Origin of the sequence: Bradyrhizobium lablabi (genome assembly GCF_001440475.1) — a bacterium.
Lineage (GTDB): Bacteria > Pseudomonadota > Alphaproteobacteria > Rhizobiales > Xanthobacteraceae > Bradyrhizobium > Bradyrhizobium lablabi.
This window is the reverse complement of the sequence record NZ_LLYB01000108.1, coordinates 1-17,654: the sequence shown is the minus strand read 5'-3', so window position 1 is coordinate 17,654 and position 17,654 is coordinate 1. Positions and strand designations below refer to the sequence as shown.

Genomic DNA, 17,654 nt, shown 5'->3' with positions numbered 1-17,654 from the left:
AGCATGCGGTCGCGGGCATCAACGCCGAATTTGACTTCTTTGGCTGACATAATGATCTCCGTTTTCGACTGGTCAGATCCCAAGACCGGGCGACTGGGCGGGCTCCTGACGAATGGGATTTGAATTGCAGGCCGAAGGTCGCAGCGCCATTGTCTCGGGAGAGCAGTCTCAGGACGTGTTCGCAGCTATCAGCGGTGTGGTCTCGACGATATTTCGTGATCGCCTCAGGTTATAGGCCAGATCCGTCGACGTCTCCGCCTAACCCTTCCTTTTCGCTACCGGCGGCGGAGTGATTTCAGCGATCCTGCGCAAGCAATCTGCTTCGGAAGAATGCGGGCCCGAGACGAAGGTTCCGCTGATCTTGGTTGAGTACCAGCCGGACTCCACCCCGAGACGAAGCGATTCTTCTTCCTTGACGTGACGAGGCGAGAGATTTTGCATCAGGTACTTTCAGTTGGGCCGTGGTTCAGGTGCCTTCCCCCAGGAGTCGGGTAAGGTCCGCAAGTACCGCGGCCACGAGGTCGCGGTGATGCGTGTCGGTTGGTGCGAGACCGGCCGAATAGAGATTGAGTACATAAGACGCCTTGGCCACCGCTTCGGGCCACGACGCGGCGGGCGCAGCGAGAATCTGAATTTCGACTACGCCCTGCATGTCACGCAACAGCTTCGCGTTGGCCGCGATTTCGGCAAGCCCACGACGGATATCGGTTGCCTTCTGCGCGGCCGTGCCCCGATGCTTGTCGAGCTCGATCGGGGTCTCAGTCACGCGGCGCGCTCGCGTCGATGCGTTGCGCGTCGGACAGATCGATCGAACTGATCGAGATCATTTCCATCGCGGAACGTTGCGGCGGCGCACCGGGAACCATGATCATGGTGGCGACACGCCGAAAGCAGGGAAACGAAAGGCCCTCGATCGTCTCCTCGTCGGTGATGATTTCGTAAGCTCCCGGTGCGAGCTGCCGGTCGATGCCCTTGATGCGGAACGGATGCCTGAAATGAACCGTTTCCCGTCGCGTGCGCATGGTCATGCCGGCAGCCCCGCGCATCTGCGAACGAAGTCATGACGTTGTTCGGACATCGTCGGAGCGTGCGCGCTTTTGCGGCAATTAGCTATCGTTTTCTGCGCTGCCGGCCGCATTTGGTCGAATAAGCCAGTAACGCCTTGTATTCGCTGGTTTCATAGCCACTTCGAGCAGGTAGCAGCCGGAAAGGGCTTTCGAGTGAAGATTCGCGTCGGATTCGAAATGCTCTACGATTTCCCGCAGCCGACGCCGATGATCATGGTGCTGGGCACGCACTTCACCCGTGCGTCCGATGTCATCGTGCCGGATTGCCTCACTACCGACCCGGTCGCCGAGATCACGCCCTATCGCGACATGTTCGGCAATTGGTGCAGCCGCATGGTCGCGCCCGCCGGCCGCGTGCGTCTTGCGGCCGACGGCGTCGTTCGCGACAGCGGTCTGCCCGATGCGGTGTTTACTTCAGCGATTCAGCATGCGGTCGAGGATCTGCCCGCAGATACTCTGGTCTATCTGCTCGGCAGCCGCTATTGCGAGACCGACCGGCTTTCGGAAATCGCCTGGCAATTGTTCGACAAAACGGCGCCGGGTTGGGCGCGGGTCCAGGCGATCTGCGATTTCGTGCACCGTCACATCGCGTTCGGATATGAGCACGCCCGCGCCAGCAAGACGGCGTGGGAGGCTTATGAAGAAGGCAAGGGCGTTTGCCGCGACTATGCCCATCTAGCCATCGCGTTCTGCCGCTGCATGAACATTCCCGCGCGCTATTGCACAGGGTATCTCAGCGACATCGGCACGCCAAAACCCTGGGCCGCAGGCGATTTCGCCGGCTGGTTCGAAGCCTATATCGGCGGGCACTGGCGTACCTTCGATCCGCGCAACAACGTGCCAAGGATCGGCCGCATCCTGATCGCGCAGGGGCGTGACGCCTCCGATGTGCCGATCACCCAGACCTTCGGGCCCAACACATTGGCCGGCTTCAAGGTCTGGACCGACAAGGTCGCGTGATGATGGATGATTCCGCGTCGAACGACCTGGCGCAAAACTCTACAAGGGCCCCTTCATCGCCGATGACGCCAAGATCAAAGCCAAGCCGAAGACTATCTACCGCGGTTGTTGAGAGATAGGGGAATGCAATTCCGTTTCACAGAACCTTATTCCGCTCCGACGGCGGCGCCCAGACCTGGTCTGCTAGCTCAACAAGGTGCGGACCTTCGTAGTGGCGTCATAGATCTGGATCTGAAGAAAGGGATAAGCCGATTTCAGTTTTCGACCGATGGCTTCAGCAGCCTCGACCGTGTCAAACTCCGATTTGAAATGGCCGTCGACAATCGTCGCGAAGCCTCCGATGGGAGGCCTGTCGGCCCGTGTTGCGTTCGTCGGCACTGGCTCGTCGATTGAGAGCAGAGGTTTCCTCATCGTCATTCCTTCCGCGCTCACCGTGATTGTTTGATCTGCGTGGAGGCTGCTCTCAAAAGGCGCGGCTGGCGCATCGTGGTTCGGGTCCTCCATTACTGCGGAGTTACCGCTGGACAATAACTGCTCCAGCGATCAGGAGACCAAGAGCAAGTGGCACCAGGATTGGAGGTACCAGCCACTCTCGCAGACTGAACTGTTGATTGATGGACATGCTAGCCGCCCGTCGTGTGGCGGGAGAACAAGACTCCCAGCACCGATAGTAGCCATGAAGGGCGGTGATAGGTGCAGCAGACGCTCTTTTCGTCACGATGTCGAGGGAAATAACAAGGCGCGGCCACGAAGGCGGTCAGTGCTCAGGACGAGCCTGGTATCGGGTCGCGTACACATTTCGGACTGAAGGCACTGGCTCGGCTTCGGAGCTGTGCACAGCGAGACTGTGTCGGGCGCCTTTTCGTCGTCTTGTCTTGCTGGGGAGTTGGTGCGGCGCATCGCCATTCCAGGATGCGTTCGCGATCGTGGTGTGGCGTTTTAGCGCTCGCTATTCTTCGGTCGTAAGCCTAGGGTTGGATCATCAACGCGTTTCCCACGGCGTCTATCGGTGACTGACGGCGATGAATGCTTCCGCCGAGAGGGGGAACTTGCGTTGTCTCGGTTCCGCTTGGTCGACCGGATTGTGCCGCCTGTCCCGCTATATTTCTTCCATCGTTGTTGGCAGAGGCGATCCCGCATGGATAGGACGACCGAGCTGCATTACCTGATCGGCGGCAGCAATCGATTTGGCCGCGTCAATCTCAGCCGTGCCGCGGCGGGGGCAGCCGTGAAGAAGGCAAAAGAGCTTTTGCAGGACGGTTATCTAGACGTGAGGATATCCACGCCTGAGGGCCGGATACTGTTGCCCGACGAGTTCGATCAGCTTGAAGGTTAGCGGAGCGCTCACACGAGGTACGAGGTAAGCCATGAACGCCAGGCCGTTCAAAACCGCCTATGAGCTCCAGGACATGATTGTCGAACAAGCAAGGAGCCTCCATGGTCCCTGGCCTTCGGGCATGACAATGTTTGTATTTGACGATGCCTATGGATGGAGCGCGAGTATCAGTCGACCTGTGTCGGAAGACGATAATTTCTATCGTGCCCGCACTCTCGATCTAATCACTAAGTTCAAGGCCAAATATGATCTGGACACGCCGTGCCTCTGAGGCATGGTATTCAGCCATTAGGCATTCAGTTCCGACGTTGCCATCAAGCCCGGGGAGATCGACATGGCTAAGGGTCAGCAAAGAGGCAATCGGGAAGCCAAGAAACCCAAGAAAGAGAAGATCAAGGTGATTGCCGCAGCGCCGAGCCAGAAGACTGGAGGCTGGCAGCCGATCTTGGGCTCCGGGAAAAAGAAATAGTGGCGTCCAGAGGGATGCCGCCGCCCGAACTCAAATTCTGCCATCAGTTTCGTAAGGCGATAATTCCGCCTCCGAGAAACTACGGATAGCTGAGATCACGATCGGCAACCTTGAGGGATCAATCAAGCAACAAACCCTGAACGGGGGAGTTCGCGCTTAGCCAGTGCTCGGATCTCGAGGCAGATTTCTTCTTCCATGTCCCGGAGCATCTCAGCCGTAGAACCGCTGCGAAACTCCTTGGCGAGCGCTCTGCATCTCGCCAGCTTCGCTTCCAATTCCGCTTTTTCCAGCTCGGCAGCCATTAGCATAAGACGCGCGAGGAGAAAAAAGGTTCAGGGATGAGGGTTGAATACAANCGATTCTCAGCGCGCCGTCCCACAACTCGACAACACGAAGTCAAAAATAATANCCTATGGACGGTCTGCCGCTTCTTGATGCAGGGTGCATTCATCACCGCACGATGTTTGACTGCTATCGGTGACTGAGAGACGCTGCCGCGCTCCCGCCGCAACCAGGGAGCTTGGTATGACTCGGTATTTTTTTGACGTTCTCACAGATGGCAAGATGACCTCGGACGACGAAGGGACGATCCTGCCGACGTGAAAGCACGGAAAGAAGCAACGTTTGCCCTCGCCGACCTCGCGCGTGATACGCTTCGTTCGGGAGGGTCGCCACGCCTAGGTATCGAAGTGCGAACGTCTGACGGGCCTGCCTTCGAAGCAGCTTTGCTATGGAATTTATGGCCAAGCAGTTGAGCCGCCTCAATGGCGGGTTCTTTTGCATTTTGAATGAAGGCTCTTGGCAAGGCAATCCGTAGCTCGCCTGTTGCATTTGAGCCCTTTGCTCAAGGGACGCTACTTGAGTAAGCGCTCTGCGAGCGACAGGGCAGTTAACCTTTGTTGTGTACAGCGACATTTGTTGGCCGCACACTTCTTCGTATCCGCGAGGTAGTGCGGCAGTAAGCAATACGACGCCTGTCGCGCGCCCGCCTCCTTTATCGCTGGAGCAGCGCATGGTCATCAAGCGTCGCCGCCGTTTCAAACAAACTCTCTCCCTCGAAGAACGTCTTGCTCAAGACACCGCGCAACTCCGCGAGCAAGCCAAGGTGCTGCCGCCCGGCAACGCCAGGGAGCAAATCACGCGTCGGATCACACGGAACGAGGCGGCCTCTCGTTTGTGTGAAGTGCTGCGCTCGCCGGGGCTACAACCTTCCAAATAGGAACGGCAAGACCCGCAGCGCGTTCACGAACATCACTGGCCAAGGCTCTCTCATGGGCGTCAGCGACTGAGAGATGTTTGCGCTCCCGCCCGCACGGAGCGCTGAATGGCTGTTTACTACTTCGACCTTCGCGATGGAGACGAGCTCGTCGTCGATGAAGAGGGCATGGAGCTATGCGACACGGTGGCCGTACAGAATGAGGCTGCGCGATCTCTAGCTGGTATCGCTTGGGATGCGATGCGTACTGAGGGGACACAAGCCCAACAAATGGCAATCGAGGTGCGCGACGTGTATGGGCCGGTGATGGAAGTCAGGTTCACGTTCGTGCTCAAGCGGATGCAGTAAGGCCGCTTCCAACGTCCGGCCGGCGCCTCTCGTGTGTTGTGGCCCTCGGCCGAACTGCGTTCGAGCGGCCGCACAGGGCGCTCTCAATGGAAACCGGACCTGACGAGATGAGCGGCCGGACCGCTGCTTGTGACCCGAAGCGGACTCGCGCAACGATTGCATGCGAGAGAGTAATTGCTAGCAACAATCTGATAGCCGGGTTATTGTCCTTCCCATCACGGCCGAAGCTGTGTCCTGTAGACGTCGGTGCTCACTAGAGTGCAAGACTCTCGCCTGCATGGAACTGGAGCGCTTTCATGGAACGTTATTTCTTTGACATCCAGAGCGGGCGCGAATTCTTTGCCGACGAAGAAGGTACGCGCCTGCCCACCCATAAGGCCGCCGAAGTCGAAGCGATGCAAACGCTTCTGGGGATAACCAAAGGTTCTGTCTTTTTGGGCGAGCGGCCCGACTTGGCGGTAGAAGTGCGCTCGGCGACCGACCGGCTATTCTGCGTTTCCATAGTGCATCGGAACGCGGGCACGAAGCATTGAGGCCGCCCTCGGTTGCTTGCCGCCAGAAACAACATGGGTCGCGTCCTCATGTCGCTGGCGGGCTTAATCCGGACGTCGCTTAGTAACTGGTGTCGATTGAAATCTATAAAATCTATAGCCCTCTGTAATTCAGAAATCATCTCAACCAGCGCATCATGCTTTTCGCCGGGCGGCACCTGCTCAAGGTGCTCATGAGCTTTCTGAACATATCCTTCAAGTCGCTCAAAGAGTTTCAAGGGCTCCAATGCACCCGAACCCAAGTTCAGTGTTTCGGATGATTTCGATGCCCCTGGACCATCACAATCAATGCAACGGAATTTGCGGCCGCCAGTATTTACCACCAGCCAGCTCATTGGCTTGCCACACGTTTTGCAGGTAGGCGGGGGCGTATTTTTCGGCACGAGCGCTCTCGCTTTACGGCGGGAGCACAACACTCTCAGTCATCGATAGAGCCGAGGGAAGACGATGATAGCAAAACTAGACTCTCTTTATTCTCCTGAGTCCAGTCAAATCAAAGCAAAGCATTGGCGAGGCCGCCTGTTGGCCCATACCGACGAAAGCCAGCGTCCGTCCAGATGTCGGCTGTCGGGGTAGACCGGGAAAACAACCGACCTGCGCCGAAATCGACCCGATTGCGCGTCGCCGACATGGCTGTTCGAGCGCGCAAGCCTCTATGCCGTCACCGGCATGCTAAACTCAAATGTGGTTGCTTCGCTCTCCGAGACGGCCTTGACAGTCCCATTATGCGCCCGAGCGATTTCCGCTGCGATGTAGAGGCCGAGACCCAAACCTTGCTGACTGGGACGGTCGCCGCGCGTATAAGGACGGAAAAGGTTCTGCATGGCCTTGTCGGATATTGGTGTGCCATAGTTTGTTACCGTCAGTCGAAACTGTCCGCCCGAGGTCTCTGCGGCAACGATGATCGGCTTGCCCGGATCCCCGTAGGTGATGGCGTTGCCGAGCAGGTTGGAGAACAATTGACCGATCTTCGCGCGGTCGCATCGAACTGGCTCTTCTATCTCAAGCTCGGTTTCGATGATGACGCTCGGCCAGGCGAACCGCATTTCATTGATGACTTGTTCTATTACTGGTGTTAGGGGCTGGCTTGTGTCGGGCCTGATAGTCAATCCGCCACCGAGCCGTCCGCGAGCAAAGTCCATGATGTTGTCGACAAGCCCCGCCATTCGCATGACGGATTTCTGAATCATTGCCACGATTTCGGGCGCTTGCTCGCTATTGGCATTCCTGAGAAGGATGCGCATGCCTGCCGCTATTGACGCCAGCGGGTTTCGGAGATCGTGACCCAAGACACCAATGAACTGCTCGCGCAGTTCTGATGTCTTTCGTTCATCAAGCAGGTCCGCCTGAGTAGCGGAAAGGTTGGCCTGCGATTGCTCAAACCGCTCGTTAAGCTCTAATTGCGTTCCGATCAACTCTCCAAAGAGTTCAAATGTGTCGATTATTTCAGGTCGATTTAATTCCCGCGGCTGCGGATCGATCGCACAAAGCGTGCCCCAGACGTCTCCGTTGGCAAGCTTGATAGGAGCCGAGATGTAGCTCTTGAAACCGTACATTCGGGGTGTTGGATGGTTGCAGAAGGTGGCATCGGCCTCGACATTGTTTATGACGATTAGCTCGCCCTGATCGCGAATTTCATTGCAAATCGTTGTTTCAACGCGAAGCTCGCCTCCCTCTGACAGGCCGAAGTTGAGGTTGTCGCGTACCGCGCAGCACACCCATCGGTCACTGGTCACTCTAGCGACTGCCACAAAGCCCATACCGGTAATACGGACGACGGCATCTAGAATCTTGGGCACAGCGTCGATTTGCTGGACTGCGGCAACATCGGCGCTGGTGTCGACGGTCATGGAAGAACTGCTGGTTCTCTTGGAAACCGGACTAACGGTGGAGCAGGCGAAATGTTCTAAGGGAACAAACGTCATTTGTGTTCGTTGCCTCCCATTGCCGAGGGTCAAAAGCACTAAAGTCGCAACATAGGCGAAAGCCGATGTTGTCCCCGCAGAAGCGACGATCCGGCCAAAGCCGCGATGCCATTGTCCAGGCAAAGTTACCCTAGTGGATTCAAGGTTTAACCATCCATCGAAAGAAATCATCATGTTCAGGCGCAAGGCTGCCTATTTCCGAAATGCACTCGACCTGAGGGACAAGGTGCAGGTAAAAGTCCTGCGGAAGCGCCTCAAGCTATCGGAGGCGCAGTTGGCGAGCGCCGTTCGGAAATCCGGAAATTCAATAGCCGTCCTCGTGAAACACGCCGCTGACCAGTAGGCGCTTGTTCATTTTGGGTGCCGACATCCGGTCTGCTCACCCAGACCACGTGAACCGAAGCAAGAAGTTGACGGAGCATCAGTCGTGCTGGTGTTGACTCGAACTGGGCCGAGTGGATCGGCTCCCTCCTGAAGCAGGTCGAATCTGTTGATGACCTAGGGATCATCAAGCTGAATGAGGTACATGAGCGTGAGATCGGTGGCTTTAGCGTTCTTGTATCCTTCGCGGTACCTGCGACGCTCTTCCTCAGTGGCCGGCCTCGCTCGTAGTCGGAAGGCAGATCCGCAAGCCGGTTCGCCATCTGACTTCAAGGCCGCCAATTCGGACTTGAACCACTCTTCCTTGCACAGCTGGCCAGCTTCGCGACCACTCGCCTCCAGCGCCACGATCGGCTGGTCGCCTACCATGATTGTGTAGATCAGCCCCTTCGGCTCCTGCTTCATTTTTGTCTTAGCGCCCGGATCGCAGTTCCAACCGGAATTAGCCAATCCTATATGTCGTTACTACCGATCGCGCCTGACGCTTCGAAATTCCAACGGACCCTTGACGAGACGGCGTCGACGGGGGGCCTTTTCATCTTCGTTGGCATCCGGCATTTGGTCGCCGATCACATCGGAAGCCAATTCGGCTGCGCGCTCTGCGCCTTACTTGGCTGTCGAAAGGACACGGGGCTTCTTGAGTGAGGCCATGGGTATGGACAGACCGATCTCGACAAGGCGGCGGATGGCTTCCGACAGTGATGGATTGTCTGGCTGATTTTCAGCCCACTTCACAACGGAGGCCCGTATTGCTGGAGAGGCGCGAAAGCCCATCAATGGATATTTGCTGCCGGCGGACCTGCCGCGCTCTTTGGATTCAACCTTTGTCGAGTTCGCCATAATGTAATTATACCGTTGATTGCGAGGCAATGAAACCGATAACGCGCAATGACAACGGTCCGCTGCTATTCGTCAAGTTTACGGTCGAATTGACAGGCATCCGCCTTGGGTTTGCCGACGACTTTTTCGCGTAAGGCCGTCCATTCCCACAAGGTAGAGGAGTTGCGATGGAAGGTGCGCCAACAGATAGGGGCTCGGCGAAGCGACTAGGGTCCGCCAGCTTGTCAGCAAAACGACCGGGCGAGCGGACGTGCCGGGTAAGTGGAGGCTGTCTATGCATACCTGCTAAACCTGCGGGAAGCCGAGCACGCAAGTTGGATCGAAGAAACCGCAATCAGCCGGACAAGCCGCTAAAAGAAGCCGGCATTGCGAGACGTCATCGAATGAGTGTCAAATTCGGCGCCATCGTTGCGGAGCTATCGTTCTCGAAGCCGCTGAACAGCACGTAACAACCGAGGAGAACGACTGCCAGCAGGCAATACATAAGATAAGCACGCTGCCGGAAGCTTTGATCACTCATTTCGCTAGATGCCCAATCCTGGCTAGACTATAGCTCAGCTCTTTGGAGCCGCTTTTGAGAGTTCGGCCTCCACGCCGGCTGCGCATGCCCTGGCGAACGAATAGTCCATACTCGTGGAAGCAACGGTCTTCACGTATTCACCGATGACGTTATCCCTTGAATAGGGCCCCGCCCCCTTAAACTTGGCAAGGGCGCCATCCGCCGCGGTGAACTGCGCGACACACATCGGGACCAGGACGGACATCCGACCTTTGCTCTCGGCCATTGCAGTCATAGCGGTGGCAGTGCCGCCAGTGACCCAGCCTCCCCACGTAAATCCGATCGTCACCGCCGCAACGGCGCCCAACGCGATGCCCTGAAGAATTCGGGTCCGCGCTTCACCCTGCAGAAATTCAGGTACTCTCATGATGATCTCCTTTGAATGTACACGAGCGCGTTTGCGGCCGCACAGCCGCTTGCATCCGCGTTTCGTGAAAGCATCTGGAATATGAGATTGCGCCTTCCGATGGCACTCTAGCTGCCGCTACGACGACGAGCAGCGACTTCGGACGTCACCGCTTCATGGACAGCTTTAAGCTCAGCAACAGCGAGCCTGTCGTTGGAGGCTAGGCTATTATCGTGATGCTGTACAGGACTTCTTAGTAGGCCGAAAGGTCGTAGTACTATCATCACATGGAGTGCAGCTCAGGTTCTGGTCGTGGCTATCAGTGGCTTGGTCCCCACGGCGTTTGTCGGATGTCAACGGTGTACATCGTCTCTGCTATCGCTGCTTCCTGAAATCGATGCTGCGCAGGATGATGCCGGCCGGCGCCCCCTCGAGTTCGCTTGCCTGGTATTTGCCATCGGCGCAGACTTCGATGCGCTCACGCAGCCGCATGAATTGAGCCTCGCGCTCGCCCGCCCTCGCACGCACCACACCTTCCATTTCATCCATGGCGGACGTCGAGATCGCGCAGGAGACCTCCTTCTCTCCGTCGATCATCGAGAACAGGACGACCATCCTGTCGTATTCATAACCGATGAAGCGGCCGCAGGAGGGGCATGTGTCCTACTCCTTTAGGCCTGCTTGGTGAGCCAGGCAAAATCCTCAAGGATGGCAGCGACAAGGTCGCGATGAGGCCCCTCACAATTTTTTAATTTCACGACCATCGAATTCGACAACCTTTGCGCTTGTAGCGCCCAACGCGGCCTCATTGTTTGAAAGCGCGTCAATTTGACATCGTCGCCGTGGAGTGGTGACGTTCGCTTGCCGGACCATTCGGCGAAGCGCTGCAGCTCCGGCGGCGAAGTATCCGGCAAGATCCTCACATCGTTTTCGAAGGCGCCTGCGCAATTGGCTGACATGCAGGAGCCACCTTTTTCGTCAGCCCGAACGTGAGGAGAAAGTCTTGCAGGTGTTCGTCCGCGACAACAATGTCGAGCAGGCGCTCCGCGTGCTCAAAAAGAAGATGCAGCGCGAAGGCGTGTTCAGGGAAATGCGCCGGCGCCGCTTCTACGAGAAACCATCGGAGGAAGCTGCAAGGAAGAAATCCGACGCGGTACGCCGCATGCGCAAGCTCGCGCGCAAGCAGGCGATCCGTGACGGCCTGATCGCCGCTCCACCCAGGAAGAAGAGAGACGACATTAAGCCACCGGCAAGAACAGCGTGATCCGGCCGAGTTGTGACTACCAGGCCTGGCGGCTCAACATCCGCGACAACTGCCTTTCATACAAGCCGCGAACTTGTTTTCGGCCCTTAGCCACTCGGCGGGATCGACAAACGCTTCTCCGGCCTTTGGAAGGAGTGCCCCATGTCCCGATTTCGCCTGACCGACTGTGCCACCGGTGATCGTGTCCGCCTTTCTCGGACTGTTGGTCCTGGCAGCGGCTGTCCTGCATGGATGAAGCGACACGCCTGCAGTATCTGATCAGCGGAAGGAATCTGTGTGGGCGCGTCAATCTCGGGCGCAGCACCTCAGAGGCCGCTCTGAAGAAAGCCAGAGAGTTTCTGCAGGAAGGCTATTTCGATGTGAGAATTTCTTCGCCACGTGGCCGAGTGCTGCTACCCGAAGAGTTCGATCAACTCGAGTGATCGCGATCGGCTTGCGATACAGAGATACGAGGTCGGCAATGCCCTGCAAGGCCTTCATGACGGCTTACGAGCTCGAGGACATGATTGTCGAACAGGCGAGTTCGCTGCGTGGGCCCTGGCCTGAGCGCATGACGTTGTTTGTGTTCGATGACGCTTACGGCTGGTCGGCGAGCGTCAGTCGACCGGAATTCGACGATGATCTTCGTTATCGCGCGACTGCGCTAAACATCGTTACTCAGCTCTAGGCAAGATTTGATATGGGCCGTTCCGCATCTTCCTGATCCGGATGACAGATAACGTGACGTGGTGCCGCGGTGGAGAGTTCACAGAAGTATCCCAAGTATTGCCGCACGCCGAGCAGTGCGACTGGTTGACGACTTTTCCGGTCGACACGTGAGTGGACGTGGAGGGTGCGGTGAGGCCGTGACCACAGGCTATGCAAGTATCGGTTCTCTGCGACGGCGAGCGACGATCCTGCTCGTCACCATACTGGCCGCCCAGGATCGCGAGATAGTGACGAGCGGCGCGCATTGCGAATCAGGATTCCGGAAGATTAATTATCAGCGCTGCTCTTGGAGGAGGGCGAGGTGAGTAATCAGAGATAGGCTGAAGCAAGCGCCCCGACCGCGACGCCCGGAGCTTCATTGCGCACGTGCAATCGGTGCGGCGCAGTGCCGACCGAAGTTCGGGCGTTGCTCGACTCCCGCAGAGGCAAGGCCGTATGGATCATGAGATGCCGATGCGGGGAACAGTTTTGATTGGAAGTCGCCTAGTCCGCTGCCAGCGAACCCAGGTCGCCAACGCTGCTGCCGGGACCGGACCGACCTTCAGGGCGGACCGAGTTGCTGGGCTGCCAAGCTGGCTATTTCGTCGGGATCGTAAGTGTCCGGGGCATCGATCTCGAAGAGCTTGCGCGCCGCGGCTGCCAAGAGATTTGAGGCCCGATGTCGAGTGAAAGTTGGTTGAGTGAGTTTGAGACCCTGATCGCAATCGAACGCGCCCGTACTCTGCTCGCTCTGATTGAGGCCCCTGCGCTAGTGGGGCAGGCTAGGACCATCATCGCCCGGGCTGTGGGCGTCTCAGCGGATAGAAAGACCGGTCGCGTCCTCAAGGGGGAGTTCGTGCCATGCAACGGCGCCGGGTGCAAGAACACGTTGACGTTTCCCGATCGGCTGACGAACGAAGCCGAGCGACTGCGGCAGGAAGCTGAAGCCAGGCCACCCGGCCCGCAACGAGACGAACTCATGAGAAAGGCCCGTCAGGCAAGACCGCCCTCCGGATCAATGAGTGGATTTCCTCACCGGGTTTAGAGCCGCCGACAAAGTTATTTTTTTTGGCAACTGGATTGCCAATCGCGAAATATCGGTTGTGTTTCAATGTGCGAATTGATCGCTGAAAAATTGGCAAACCTGTTGAGAGCCAAAGTTTCTCACTCTTTCCTAGGGAGCGCCACCTGAAGCCTGCTGGCAACTCCTATCATGCAGCCGCTTGGGAATTTACTGCTCGACTAATCCTAAGAACGAGCCGGAGATTTGTAACGTTCGAAGGGAGTAGTGTCGCGCGCAAAAGGCTGCGTTTGGCGGACTACCAATGCGCTGCTGGGCCGGTTAAAAACAGCGCTTCCAAAATAGCGGGTGAGCGATGAAGCGGACCTCCGCCTCGTACCCCCGATCGCCCTATGCGATAAAGGAACACGACATTCTGAACGCGGGAAATTCACCAATGCTGTCAGTGGGTGAACGTAAGCCGAAGATTCAGAAGGGCTCATTGATTTTACTCATGAATTCAGCGGATTTTGATTCTTCCGCACGGTTGCATTTCTCCGTAGCGGCGGAGCCAGTCACGCCTCAAATTGCCACTATTAGCGAGTGTCGGTATCGGTGGTTGCGCCTCCTTGATTTGATCCTACCCCGAGACCATCAGGCGGCGATGGATGGCGCACGAACCGCGGCTTTTGGGCAGACTATGACGACGCCGCCTCTCGAGTTAGGCTGCCCTCCGATAGGAAAACAGCGCTTCCGCGATAGTGGATTTCGCGATGTAGCGGACCCCGACTCGAACCCCGATTTTTCTTCGATCTACTCGTCAGGCCAGAGGAGCTTGGCTCGCGATGCCATCGACGGCGATGGCGCGCCCGACACGATTCGAACGTGTGACCTTTGCTTTCGGAGTATAAGGCATTCAGTTAGCTCGCGCGCGACAACGGAACGATTTTATCGTCTTCGAGAGCCAACGCTGTAATGTGGTCTGCCCACCACTGCATCATTCTTCGACGATCAGGAATCCACTCGGCAGCGTTGTAGGCACGTCGTACTTCGTTTCGTTCCACGTGTGAAAGCTGACGTTCTATCCAATCTCGGTTGAACAAATTGGTTTCGTTCAGGATCGTGGAGGCGACTGCGCGGAAACCGTGCGTCGTGGCGCGGCCGTGATATCCCATCCGGTAGATGGCATATAGCATGGTGTTGCTGGACATGCAGTCGCCGTTTCCGGGCGAAGGAAAGATGTTGGGACTGCCGCCTGAAAGTGCGCGAAGCTCGCGCAATACCGCGACGGCTTGGCGCGACAGAGGCACCAGATGCTCCAGGCGCATTTTCATGCGTTCGGCCGGAATGCGCCACAGAGCAGAATTTTCATCCAGGTTCTCGAGTTCACTCCACTTGCCGGCGCGCAGCTCGGTCGTTCGAAGAAACGTTAGAGTTAAGAGCTTCAATGCAAGTTTGGTCTGCTGCTCGCCGCTGTAACGCTCCAATTTCCGCAAGAACGTTGGCAGCTCTGAAAGCGGCATCGCCCTGTGACGTTGCGGTTCTCCAGTGGCACGTAGTGCGTCCCTGAGATCTACGGAGGGATCCCGTTTTGCTCGACCGGTCACGATCGCGAAACGGAATATTTGTCCGACCAGTTGCTTGAGCCGGCGCGCCGTTTCGTTCGCCCCGCGCCTTCTTGCGCAGCACGTCCAGCAGTTCCGGTGGTTCGAGCGCTGCAATCGGACGGCGGCCGATCGCCGGGAAAGCATCCGCCTCCAGAAGTCGAAGGATCTGCGCTGCGTAATAGGGGGTACGTGCGCCTTTCCAGTTTTCATGCCACTCGCGCGCGATGGCTTCGAAGGTATTGTCAGTCGCAATCTTCGCGGCTCTCTTGCGCTCCTGTTTCACCACGGAGGGATCTACGTCCGCAGCGAGGTTACGTTTGGCTTCATCCCGCGCAGCGCGCGCTTCCATCAGCCCAATGGCAGGATAAACGCCGATCGCTAGGGTGCGTTGCTTGCCGTGCCACCGATAGGCCAAGCGCCAGTATTTGGCGCCGTCAGGACTGACCAGGAGGTGCAAGCCACCGCCGTCGGAAAGCTTGCGTGGCTTTATTTGCCCCTTCGCATTCCGGCACTTTGTATCCGTGAGCGTCATGTTGGTATCTCGCTTTGACTTCGAATAGATACCAACAAATATGCCAACAAAACGGCGGGATGTTCGCGAACACAATGCGAACGTAGGCGGACGTCTGAATGTCACAAGGCTCTGTAAAATAGTGAAAAATATAGACTCGGCGGATGACGATGAATGGCTGAGAACACCGGCGGACCAACGATGTGGTGGGCCCGGCAGGACTCGAACCTGCAACCAGACCGTTATGAACGGCAGAAGATCGATCAGCTTCGTTAAGTCTGCTGCGTTTTCGTTCGGGTTCGATTGCGTTCGTTGCGCGTAGTCGAGGTCGTTTCTGGTGCGAAACTGGGGCGGCGGGCCCGCACCTGCTGTCTGATCTCCTTCGGTATTTTTGACCGCGAACGCGAACAGACGTGGGAGCCATAGGCAAATTTTTCGACAGTTGCCAACGCTGGATTGTATGACTACCCTTTGCCCCAAGTACGCCCAAACGGTCTTTCGATTGGCCGCACGTTCATGCCAAAATTCCTTCGCATCGGTGTCCATCAGTCGAACGTCTCTGGATACACGTCAAAGGCGTGGTGTGTTCGACGGGTTGGCTCGGCGGTTTTCCTGAAGTGGGGAGCGGTGGAGGTCCTTGGCGCCGGAGATGGGCGAAAGGTTTACTGGACAGTTCCGCCGAGGGAGAAAACGATTCGTTGCGGCACGGCGCAGCGGGCCAACGACTATGTGAAGTCCTCGATCGCGCGGCGCCGCAATCATCGCTACGAACCGCTGGCCGGACCGATTGCGCTCCGGCGCCGATCCACCGAGCGCAGCACCGACCTCAAACCGGCACTCGCCACGATCCTGATCGTTGATATCGTCCGCTCGACCGAGAAAGCCGCGAAGCTGGGCGATGCGCGCTGGACAAAGGTGATGGGCCATTATTACGCAGCGGTCCGCAAGGAGTTGAAGACTTCGCGCGGAAAGGAAGTCGTGACGACGGGGGACGGAGTGCTGGCGACGTTCAAGGCGCCGGCTGCCGGCGTCCGCTGTGCGACCGCGATCCGTGAGGCGGTGCGCACGCTGGGGCTGGAGATCAGGGTGGGGCTGCATGCGGGCGAATACAAAGTGAGCGGAGCCGAGGTGGTCGGTCTCGCGTTTCACATCGGCGCACGCGTCGCCGCAAAAGCGCGCGCCGGCGAAGTGCTGGTCTCAAGCGCGGTCAAGGACCTGATGTCGCAGTCTCAAATCTGCTTCAGGGATCACGGCGTACACCAGCTCAAAGGAGTACCGGAGCGATGGCGTCTGTACCGGGTCGAAGATTGAGGTGGATTGCGAGGGTGGAGGTTGGCTCGCAATCCCTTCCGCCGTTGCTCCTCAGCGCGAAAAATCACTTGGTTTTGGCAAGATTTCATCGCTGCGGCAGCGCCAAGCTCCGCGACCGATCAGAGCAATGATGACCGACCATGCGATAGTGCCGCTGATTTGCCCGACGTGTCAAAATTTCTCGCGGGATCGCTCAAAGTATCGACCGGTTGCTACTTTGCATGGGGTTGTTTTCGATATTTTGGTTAGGAGGCGGCGTCGACCTTGCGGTTGGGAAGCGTGGCCTGCCGAGCCGTAGATCGCGGCCGCGCCCGCCTTCGCCCAAGTGGGCTTCGGCGCGGCAGCCTTCACTCGCTTCGCTTGGAACGTGTGCGACGNGGCTTGCCGAGCCGAAGCTGGCGTAGCCAGCGANNAGGCTGGTGGGCCCGGCAGGACTCGAACCTGCAACCAGACCGTTATGAGCGGCCGGCTCTAACCATTGAGCTACAGGCCCCGCCGCGGAGGGGCCGCAGGAAGGTCGGCCGGCAACGGTGCCGCCATCGTTTACAGGCATGACAGCGATACGGCAATGGCGGATTGGGGGCCAAGAACAGGCTTTCATCGGGCTGCGTGCTTGCCTACAACCTCCATTGCATCATTCGTCATGGAACGCTTGAGGCCAACAATGAAACTCGCTTGGATTGCCTGCGTCGGCGCGCTGCTGCTTGCGGGCGGCGCCGGGGCGCAGGAGGGAGGCAAGGCCATTACCAGGACCAATATCAGCCTCGGGACCGCGACGCCGGGGGGCGGCTTCCCGGTCTACGGCAACGCCTTTGCTGAAGTCATGAACGCCGCCGATCCGGCGCTCTCGATCGAGCCGCGCAACACCAAGGGCTCCAACGAAAACATTCCGCTGCTGGAATCCGGCCAGCTCGATATCGCGCTGATCGCAGGGGAGCCCGCCTACGAAGCCTTCATGGGCATCGGCCGTCCCGCAACAAAACTGAAAATCCTCACCGCGATGTATTCCAGCCCCGGCATGTTCGTGGTGCGTGCGGACAGCCCCTACAAGACCATCAAGGATCTTGTCGGCCAGCCGGTCGCCTTCGGGGCCAAAGGCTCGGGCCTGCCGATCCTGTCGCGCTATATCCTCGACGGCATCGGGCTGAAGCAGGACGAGGACTTCAAGTCGATCTATCTCGATCGCGCCGGCGACGGTCCGGCCATGGTGCAGGACGGCCGCGCCGCCGCGCTGTGGGGCGCCGGCATCGGCTGGCCGGGCTTTGCCGCGATGGCG

General features: G+C 57.9%; 22 protein-coding genes, 1 tRNA gene and 2 pseudogenes. 12 read left to right on the top strand and 13 right to left on the bottom strand.

The window, feature by feature from the left end; translation table 11 throughout:
• Nucleotides 1-258: 258 nt before the first annotated feature.
• Genes CQ14_RS48405 through CQ14_RS31305 form a run of 3 tightly spaced genes read right to left on the bottom strand, consistent with a single transcriptional unit; the run spans nt 259 to nt 1,028 of the window.
• Nucleotides 259-441, bottom strand: a complete 183-nt coding sequence (locus CQ14_RS48405; RefSeq protein WP_082650117.1) for a hypothetical protein — start codon at nt 439-441, stop codon at nt 259-261.
• Between the two features lie 25 nt (nt 442-466).
• The gene (locus CQ14_RS31310; protein WP_057861659.1) at nt 467-766 is read right to left on the bottom strand and encodes a hypothetical protein; all 300 of its coding nucleotides are present in this window, start codon (nt 764-766) and stop codon (nt 467-469) included.
• Nucleotides 759-1,028, bottom strand: coding sequence for a hypothetical protein (locus CQ14_RS31305; RefSeq protein ID WP_057861662.1), 270 nt, complete (start codon nt 1,026-1,028; stop codon nt 759-761). The genes CQ14_RS31310 and CQ14_RS31305 overlap by 8 nt, the downstream gene beginning before the upstream one ends.
• Before the next feature lie 192 nt (nt 1,029-1,220).
• Between CQ14_RS31305 and CQ14_RS31300 the strand changes: the two genes are divergently transcribed.
• Nucleotides 1,221-2,027, top strand: coding sequence for a transglutaminase-like domain-containing protein (locus tag CQ14_RS31300; RefSeq protein WP_057861658.1), 807 nt, complete (start codon nt 1,221-1,223; stop codon nt 2,025-2,027).
• A gap of 183 nt (nt 2,028-2,210) precedes the next feature.
• Here the strand turns inward: CQ14_RS31300 and CQ14_RS31295 are convergent, their stop codons facing one another.
• Nucleotides 2,211-2,555: a hypothetical protein gene (locus tag CQ14_RS31295; protein ID WP_245320654.1), complete on the bottom strand. Its 345-nt coding sequence runs from the start codon at nt 2,553-2,555 to the stop codon at nt 2,211-2,213.
• Nucleotides 2,556-3,165: 610 nt separating this feature from the next.
• On the opposite strand from CQ14_RS31295, the gene CQ14_RS31290 reads away from it, so the two are divergent.
• From CQ14_RS31290 to CQ14_RS47705, 3 genes are all read left to right on the top strand, one after another.
• Complete coding sequence (locus CQ14_RS31290) at nt 3,166-3,363, top strand: hypothetical protein (protein WP_245320652.1); 198 nt, start codon at nt 3,166-3,168, stop codon at nt 3,361-3,363.
• Nucleotides 3,364-3,394: 31 nt separating this feature from the next.
• Complete coding sequence (locus CQ14_RS31285; protein ID WP_057861657.1) at nt 3,395-3,634, top strand: hypothetical protein; 240 nt, start codon at nt 3,395-3,397, stop codon at nt 3,632-3,634.
• Between the two features lie 63 nt (nt 3,635-3,697).
• Complete coding sequence (locus CQ14_RS47705; protein ID WP_283807295.1) at nt 3,698-3,832, top strand: hypothetical protein; 135 nt, start codon at nt 3,698-3,700, stop codon at nt 3,830-3,832.
• Between the two features lie 122 nt (nt 3,833-3,954).
• On the opposite strand, the gene CQ14_RS31280 is transcribed toward CQ14_RS47705, so the two are convergent.
• The gene (locus tag CQ14_RS31280) at nt 3,955-4,134 is read right to left on the bottom strand and encodes a hypothetical protein (protein ID WP_156435645.1); all 180 of its coding nucleotides are present in this window, start codon (nt 4,132-4,134) and stop codon (nt 3,955-3,957) included.
• Nucleotides 4,135-4,844: 710 nt separating this feature from the next.
• On the opposite strand from CQ14_RS31280, the gene CQ14_RS42720 reads away from it, so the two are divergent.
• From CQ14_RS42720 to CQ14_RS31270, 3 genes are all read left to right on the top strand, one after another.
• Nucleotides 4,845-5,051: a hypothetical protein gene (locus CQ14_RS42720; RefSeq protein ID WP_347337168.1), complete on the top strand. Its 207-nt coding sequence runs from the start codon at nt 4,845-4,847 to the stop codon at nt 5,049-5,051.
• A 105-nt stretch (nt 5,052-5,156) separates the two neighbouring features.
• Nucleotides 5,157-5,396, top strand: coding sequence for a DUF6894 family protein (locus CQ14_RS31275; protein WP_057861655.1), 240 nt, complete (start codon nt 5,157-5,159; stop codon nt 5,394-5,396).
• A gap of 296 nt (nt 5,397-5,692) precedes the next feature.
• Nucleotides 5,693-5,929 carry a DUF6894 family protein gene (locus tag CQ14_RS31270; protein ID WP_057861654.1) on the top strand — a complete coding sequence of 79 codons (237 nt, stop codon included), beginning with the start codon at nt 5,693-5,695 and terminating at the stop codon, nt 5,927-5,929.
• A gap of 671 nt (nt 5,930-6,600) precedes the next feature.
• Here CQ14_RS31270 and CQ14_RS31265 read toward each other — a convergent pair.
• The 5 genes from CQ14_RS31265 to CQ14_RS31235 all read right to left on the bottom strand — a co-directional run bounded on the left by CQ14_RS31265 (nt 6,601) and on the right by CQ14_RS31235 (nt 10,957).
• The gene (locus tag CQ14_RS31265) at nt 6,601-8,058 is read right to left on the bottom strand and encodes a GAF domain-containing sensor histidine kinase (protein ID WP_347337167.1); all 1,458 of its coding nucleotides are present in this window, start codon (nt 8,056-8,058) and stop codon (nt 6,601-6,603) included.
• Between the two features lie 312 nt (nt 8,059-8,370).
• Nucleotides 8,371-8,658 carry a hypothetical protein gene (locus tag CQ14_RS31255; protein WP_057861652.1) on the bottom strand — a complete coding sequence of 96 codons (288 nt, stop codon included), beginning with the start codon at nt 8,656-8,658 and terminating at the stop codon, nt 8,371-8,373.
• 989 nt (nt 8,659-9,647) lie between these two features.
• Nucleotides 9,648-10,019 carry a hypothetical protein gene (locus tag CQ14_RS31245; protein ID WP_057861650.1) on the bottom strand — a complete coding sequence of 124 codons (372 nt, stop codon included), beginning with the start codon at nt 10,017-10,019 and terminating at the stop codon, nt 9,648-9,650.
• A gap of 354 nt (nt 10,020-10,373) precedes the next feature.
• A complete protein-coding gene (locus CQ14_RS31240; protein WP_283807296.1) occupies nt 10,374-10,634 on the bottom strand; it encodes a DUF1488 family protein in 261 nt (86 codons plus the stop codon).
• A gap of 35 nt (nt 10,635-10,669) precedes the next feature.
• Nucleotides 10,670-10,957, bottom strand: coding sequence for a hypothetical protein (locus CQ14_RS31235; RefSeq protein ID WP_057861648.1), 288 nt, complete (start codon nt 10,955-10,957; stop codon nt 10,670-10,672).
• 44 nt (nt 10,958-11,001) lie between these two features.
• On the opposite strand from CQ14_RS31235, the gene rpsU reads away from it, so the two are divergent.
• The 3 genes from rpsU to CQ14_RS31225 all read left to right on the top strand — a co-directional run bounded on the left by rpsU (nt 11,002) and on the right by CQ14_RS31225 (nt 11,929).
• Entirely contained in the window at nt 11,002-11,262 is a 261-nt protein-coding gene (gene rpsU, locus CQ14_RS31230) for a 30S ribosomal protein S21 (protein ID WP_057861647.1), read from the top strand.
• Between the two features lie 227 nt (nt 11,263-11,489).
• A complete protein-coding gene (locus CQ14_RS42715) occupies nt 11,490-11,684 on the top strand; it encodes a hypothetical protein (RefSeq protein WP_082650116.1) in 195 nt (64 codons plus the stop codon).
• 38 nt (nt 11,685-11,722) lie between these two features.
• Nucleotides 11,723-11,929, top strand: coding sequence for a hypothetical protein (locus tag CQ14_RS31225; RefSeq protein WP_057861646.1), 207 nt, complete (start codon nt 11,723-11,725; stop codon nt 11,927-11,929).
• A 1,940-nt stretch (nt 11,930-13,869) separates the two neighbouring features.
• Here CQ14_RS31225 and CQ14_RS48400 read toward each other — a convergent pair.
• Nucleotides 13,870-14,905 (bottom strand): annotated as a pseudogene (locus CQ14_RS48400) (tyrosine-type recombinase/integrase).
• Nucleotides 14,888-15,088: pseudogene (locus tag CQ14_RS48395) on the bottom strand (Arm DNA-binding domain-containing protein); the annotation flags it as partial. The pseudogenes CQ14_RS48400 and CQ14_RS48395, both read right to left, overlap by 18 nt.
• Nucleotides 15,089-15,583: 495 nt before the next feature.
• Here CQ14_RS48395 and CQ14_RS31210 point away from each other — a divergent pair.
• Nucleotides 15,584-16,378 carry an adenylate/guanylate cyclase domain-containing protein gene (locus CQ14_RS31210; RefSeq protein ID WP_057861644.1) on the top strand — a complete coding sequence of 265 codons (795 nt, stop codon included), beginning with the start codon at nt 15,584-15,586 and terminating at the stop codon, nt 16,376-16,378.
• 417 nt (nt 16,379-16,795) lie between these two features.
• On the opposite strand, the gene CQ14_RS31205 is transcribed toward CQ14_RS31210, so the two are convergent.
• A tRNA-Ile gene (locus CQ14_RS31205) sits at nt 16,796-16,871 on the bottom strand.
• Between the two features lie 171 nt (nt 16,872-17,042).
• On the opposite strand from CQ14_RS31205, the gene CQ14_RS31200 reads away from it, so the two are divergent.
• Nucleotides 17,043-17,654, top strand: a 612-nt coding sequence (locus tag CQ14_RS31200; protein WP_156435643.1) for a TAXI family TRAP transporter solute-binding subunit, incomplete at its 3' end; no start/stop codon positions are given.

Coding starts and splice junctions, on each gene's coding strand:
- CQ14_RS31245 (WP_057861650.1), bottom strand. CDS start 10,019: ATGAGAGTACCTGAATTTCTGCAGGGTGAAGCGCGGACCCGAATTCTT.
- CQ14_RS31270 (WP_057861654.1), top strand. CDS start 5,693: ATGGAACGTTATTTCTTTGACATCCAGAGCGGGCGCGAATTCTTTGCC.
- CQ14_RS31280 (WP_156435645.1), bottom strand. CDS start 4,134: ATGGCTGCCGAGCTGGAAAAAGCGGAATTGGAAGCGAAGCTGGCGAGA.
- CQ14_RS31290 (WP_245320652.1), top strand. CDS start 3,166: ATGGATAGGACGACCGAGCTGCATTACCTGATCGGCGGCAGCAATCGA.
- CQ14_RS31305 (WP_057861662.1), bottom strand. CDS start 1,028: ATGACCATGCGCACGCGACGGGAAACGGTTCATTTCAGGCATCCGTTC.
- CQ14_RS48405 (WP_082650117.1), bottom strand. CDS start 441: ATGCAAAATCTCTCGCCTCGTCACGTCAAGGAAGAAGAATCGCTTCGT.
- CQ14_RS31275 (WP_057861655.1), top strand. CDS start 5,157: ATGGCTGTTTACTACTTCGACCTTCGCGATGGAGACGAGCTCGTCGTC.
- CQ14_RS31285 (WP_057861657.1), top strand. CDS start 3,395: ATGAACGCCAGGCCGTTCAAAACCGCCTATGAGCTCCAGGACATGATT.
- CQ14_RS42715 (WP_082650116.1), top strand. CDS start 11,490: ATGGATGAAGCGACACGCCTGCAGTATCTGATCAGCGGAAGGAATCTG.
- CQ14_RS31255 (WP_057861652.1), bottom strand. CDS start 8,658: ATGAAGCAGGAGCCGAAGGGGCTGATCTACACAATCATGGTAGGCGAC.
- CQ14_RS47705 (WP_283807295.1), top strand. CDS start 3,698: ATGGCTAAGGGTCAGCAAAGAGGCAATCGGGAAGCCAAGAAACCCAAG.
- CQ14_RS31225 (WP_057861646.1), top strand. CDS start 11,723: ATGCCCTGCAAGGCCTTCATGACGGCTTACGAGCTCGAGGACATGATT.
- CQ14_RS42720 (WP_347337168.1), top strand. CDS start 4,845: ATGGTCATCAAGCGTCGCCGCCGTTTCAAACAAACTCTCTCCCTCGAA.
- CQ14_RS31210 (WP_057861644.1), top strand. CDS start 15,584: ATGCCAAAATTCCTTCGCATCGGTGTCCATCAGTCGAACGTCTCTGGA.
- CQ14_RS31235 (WP_057861648.1), bottom strand. CDS start 10,957: ATGTCAGCCAATTGCGCAGGCGCCTTCGAAAACGATGTGAGGATCTTG.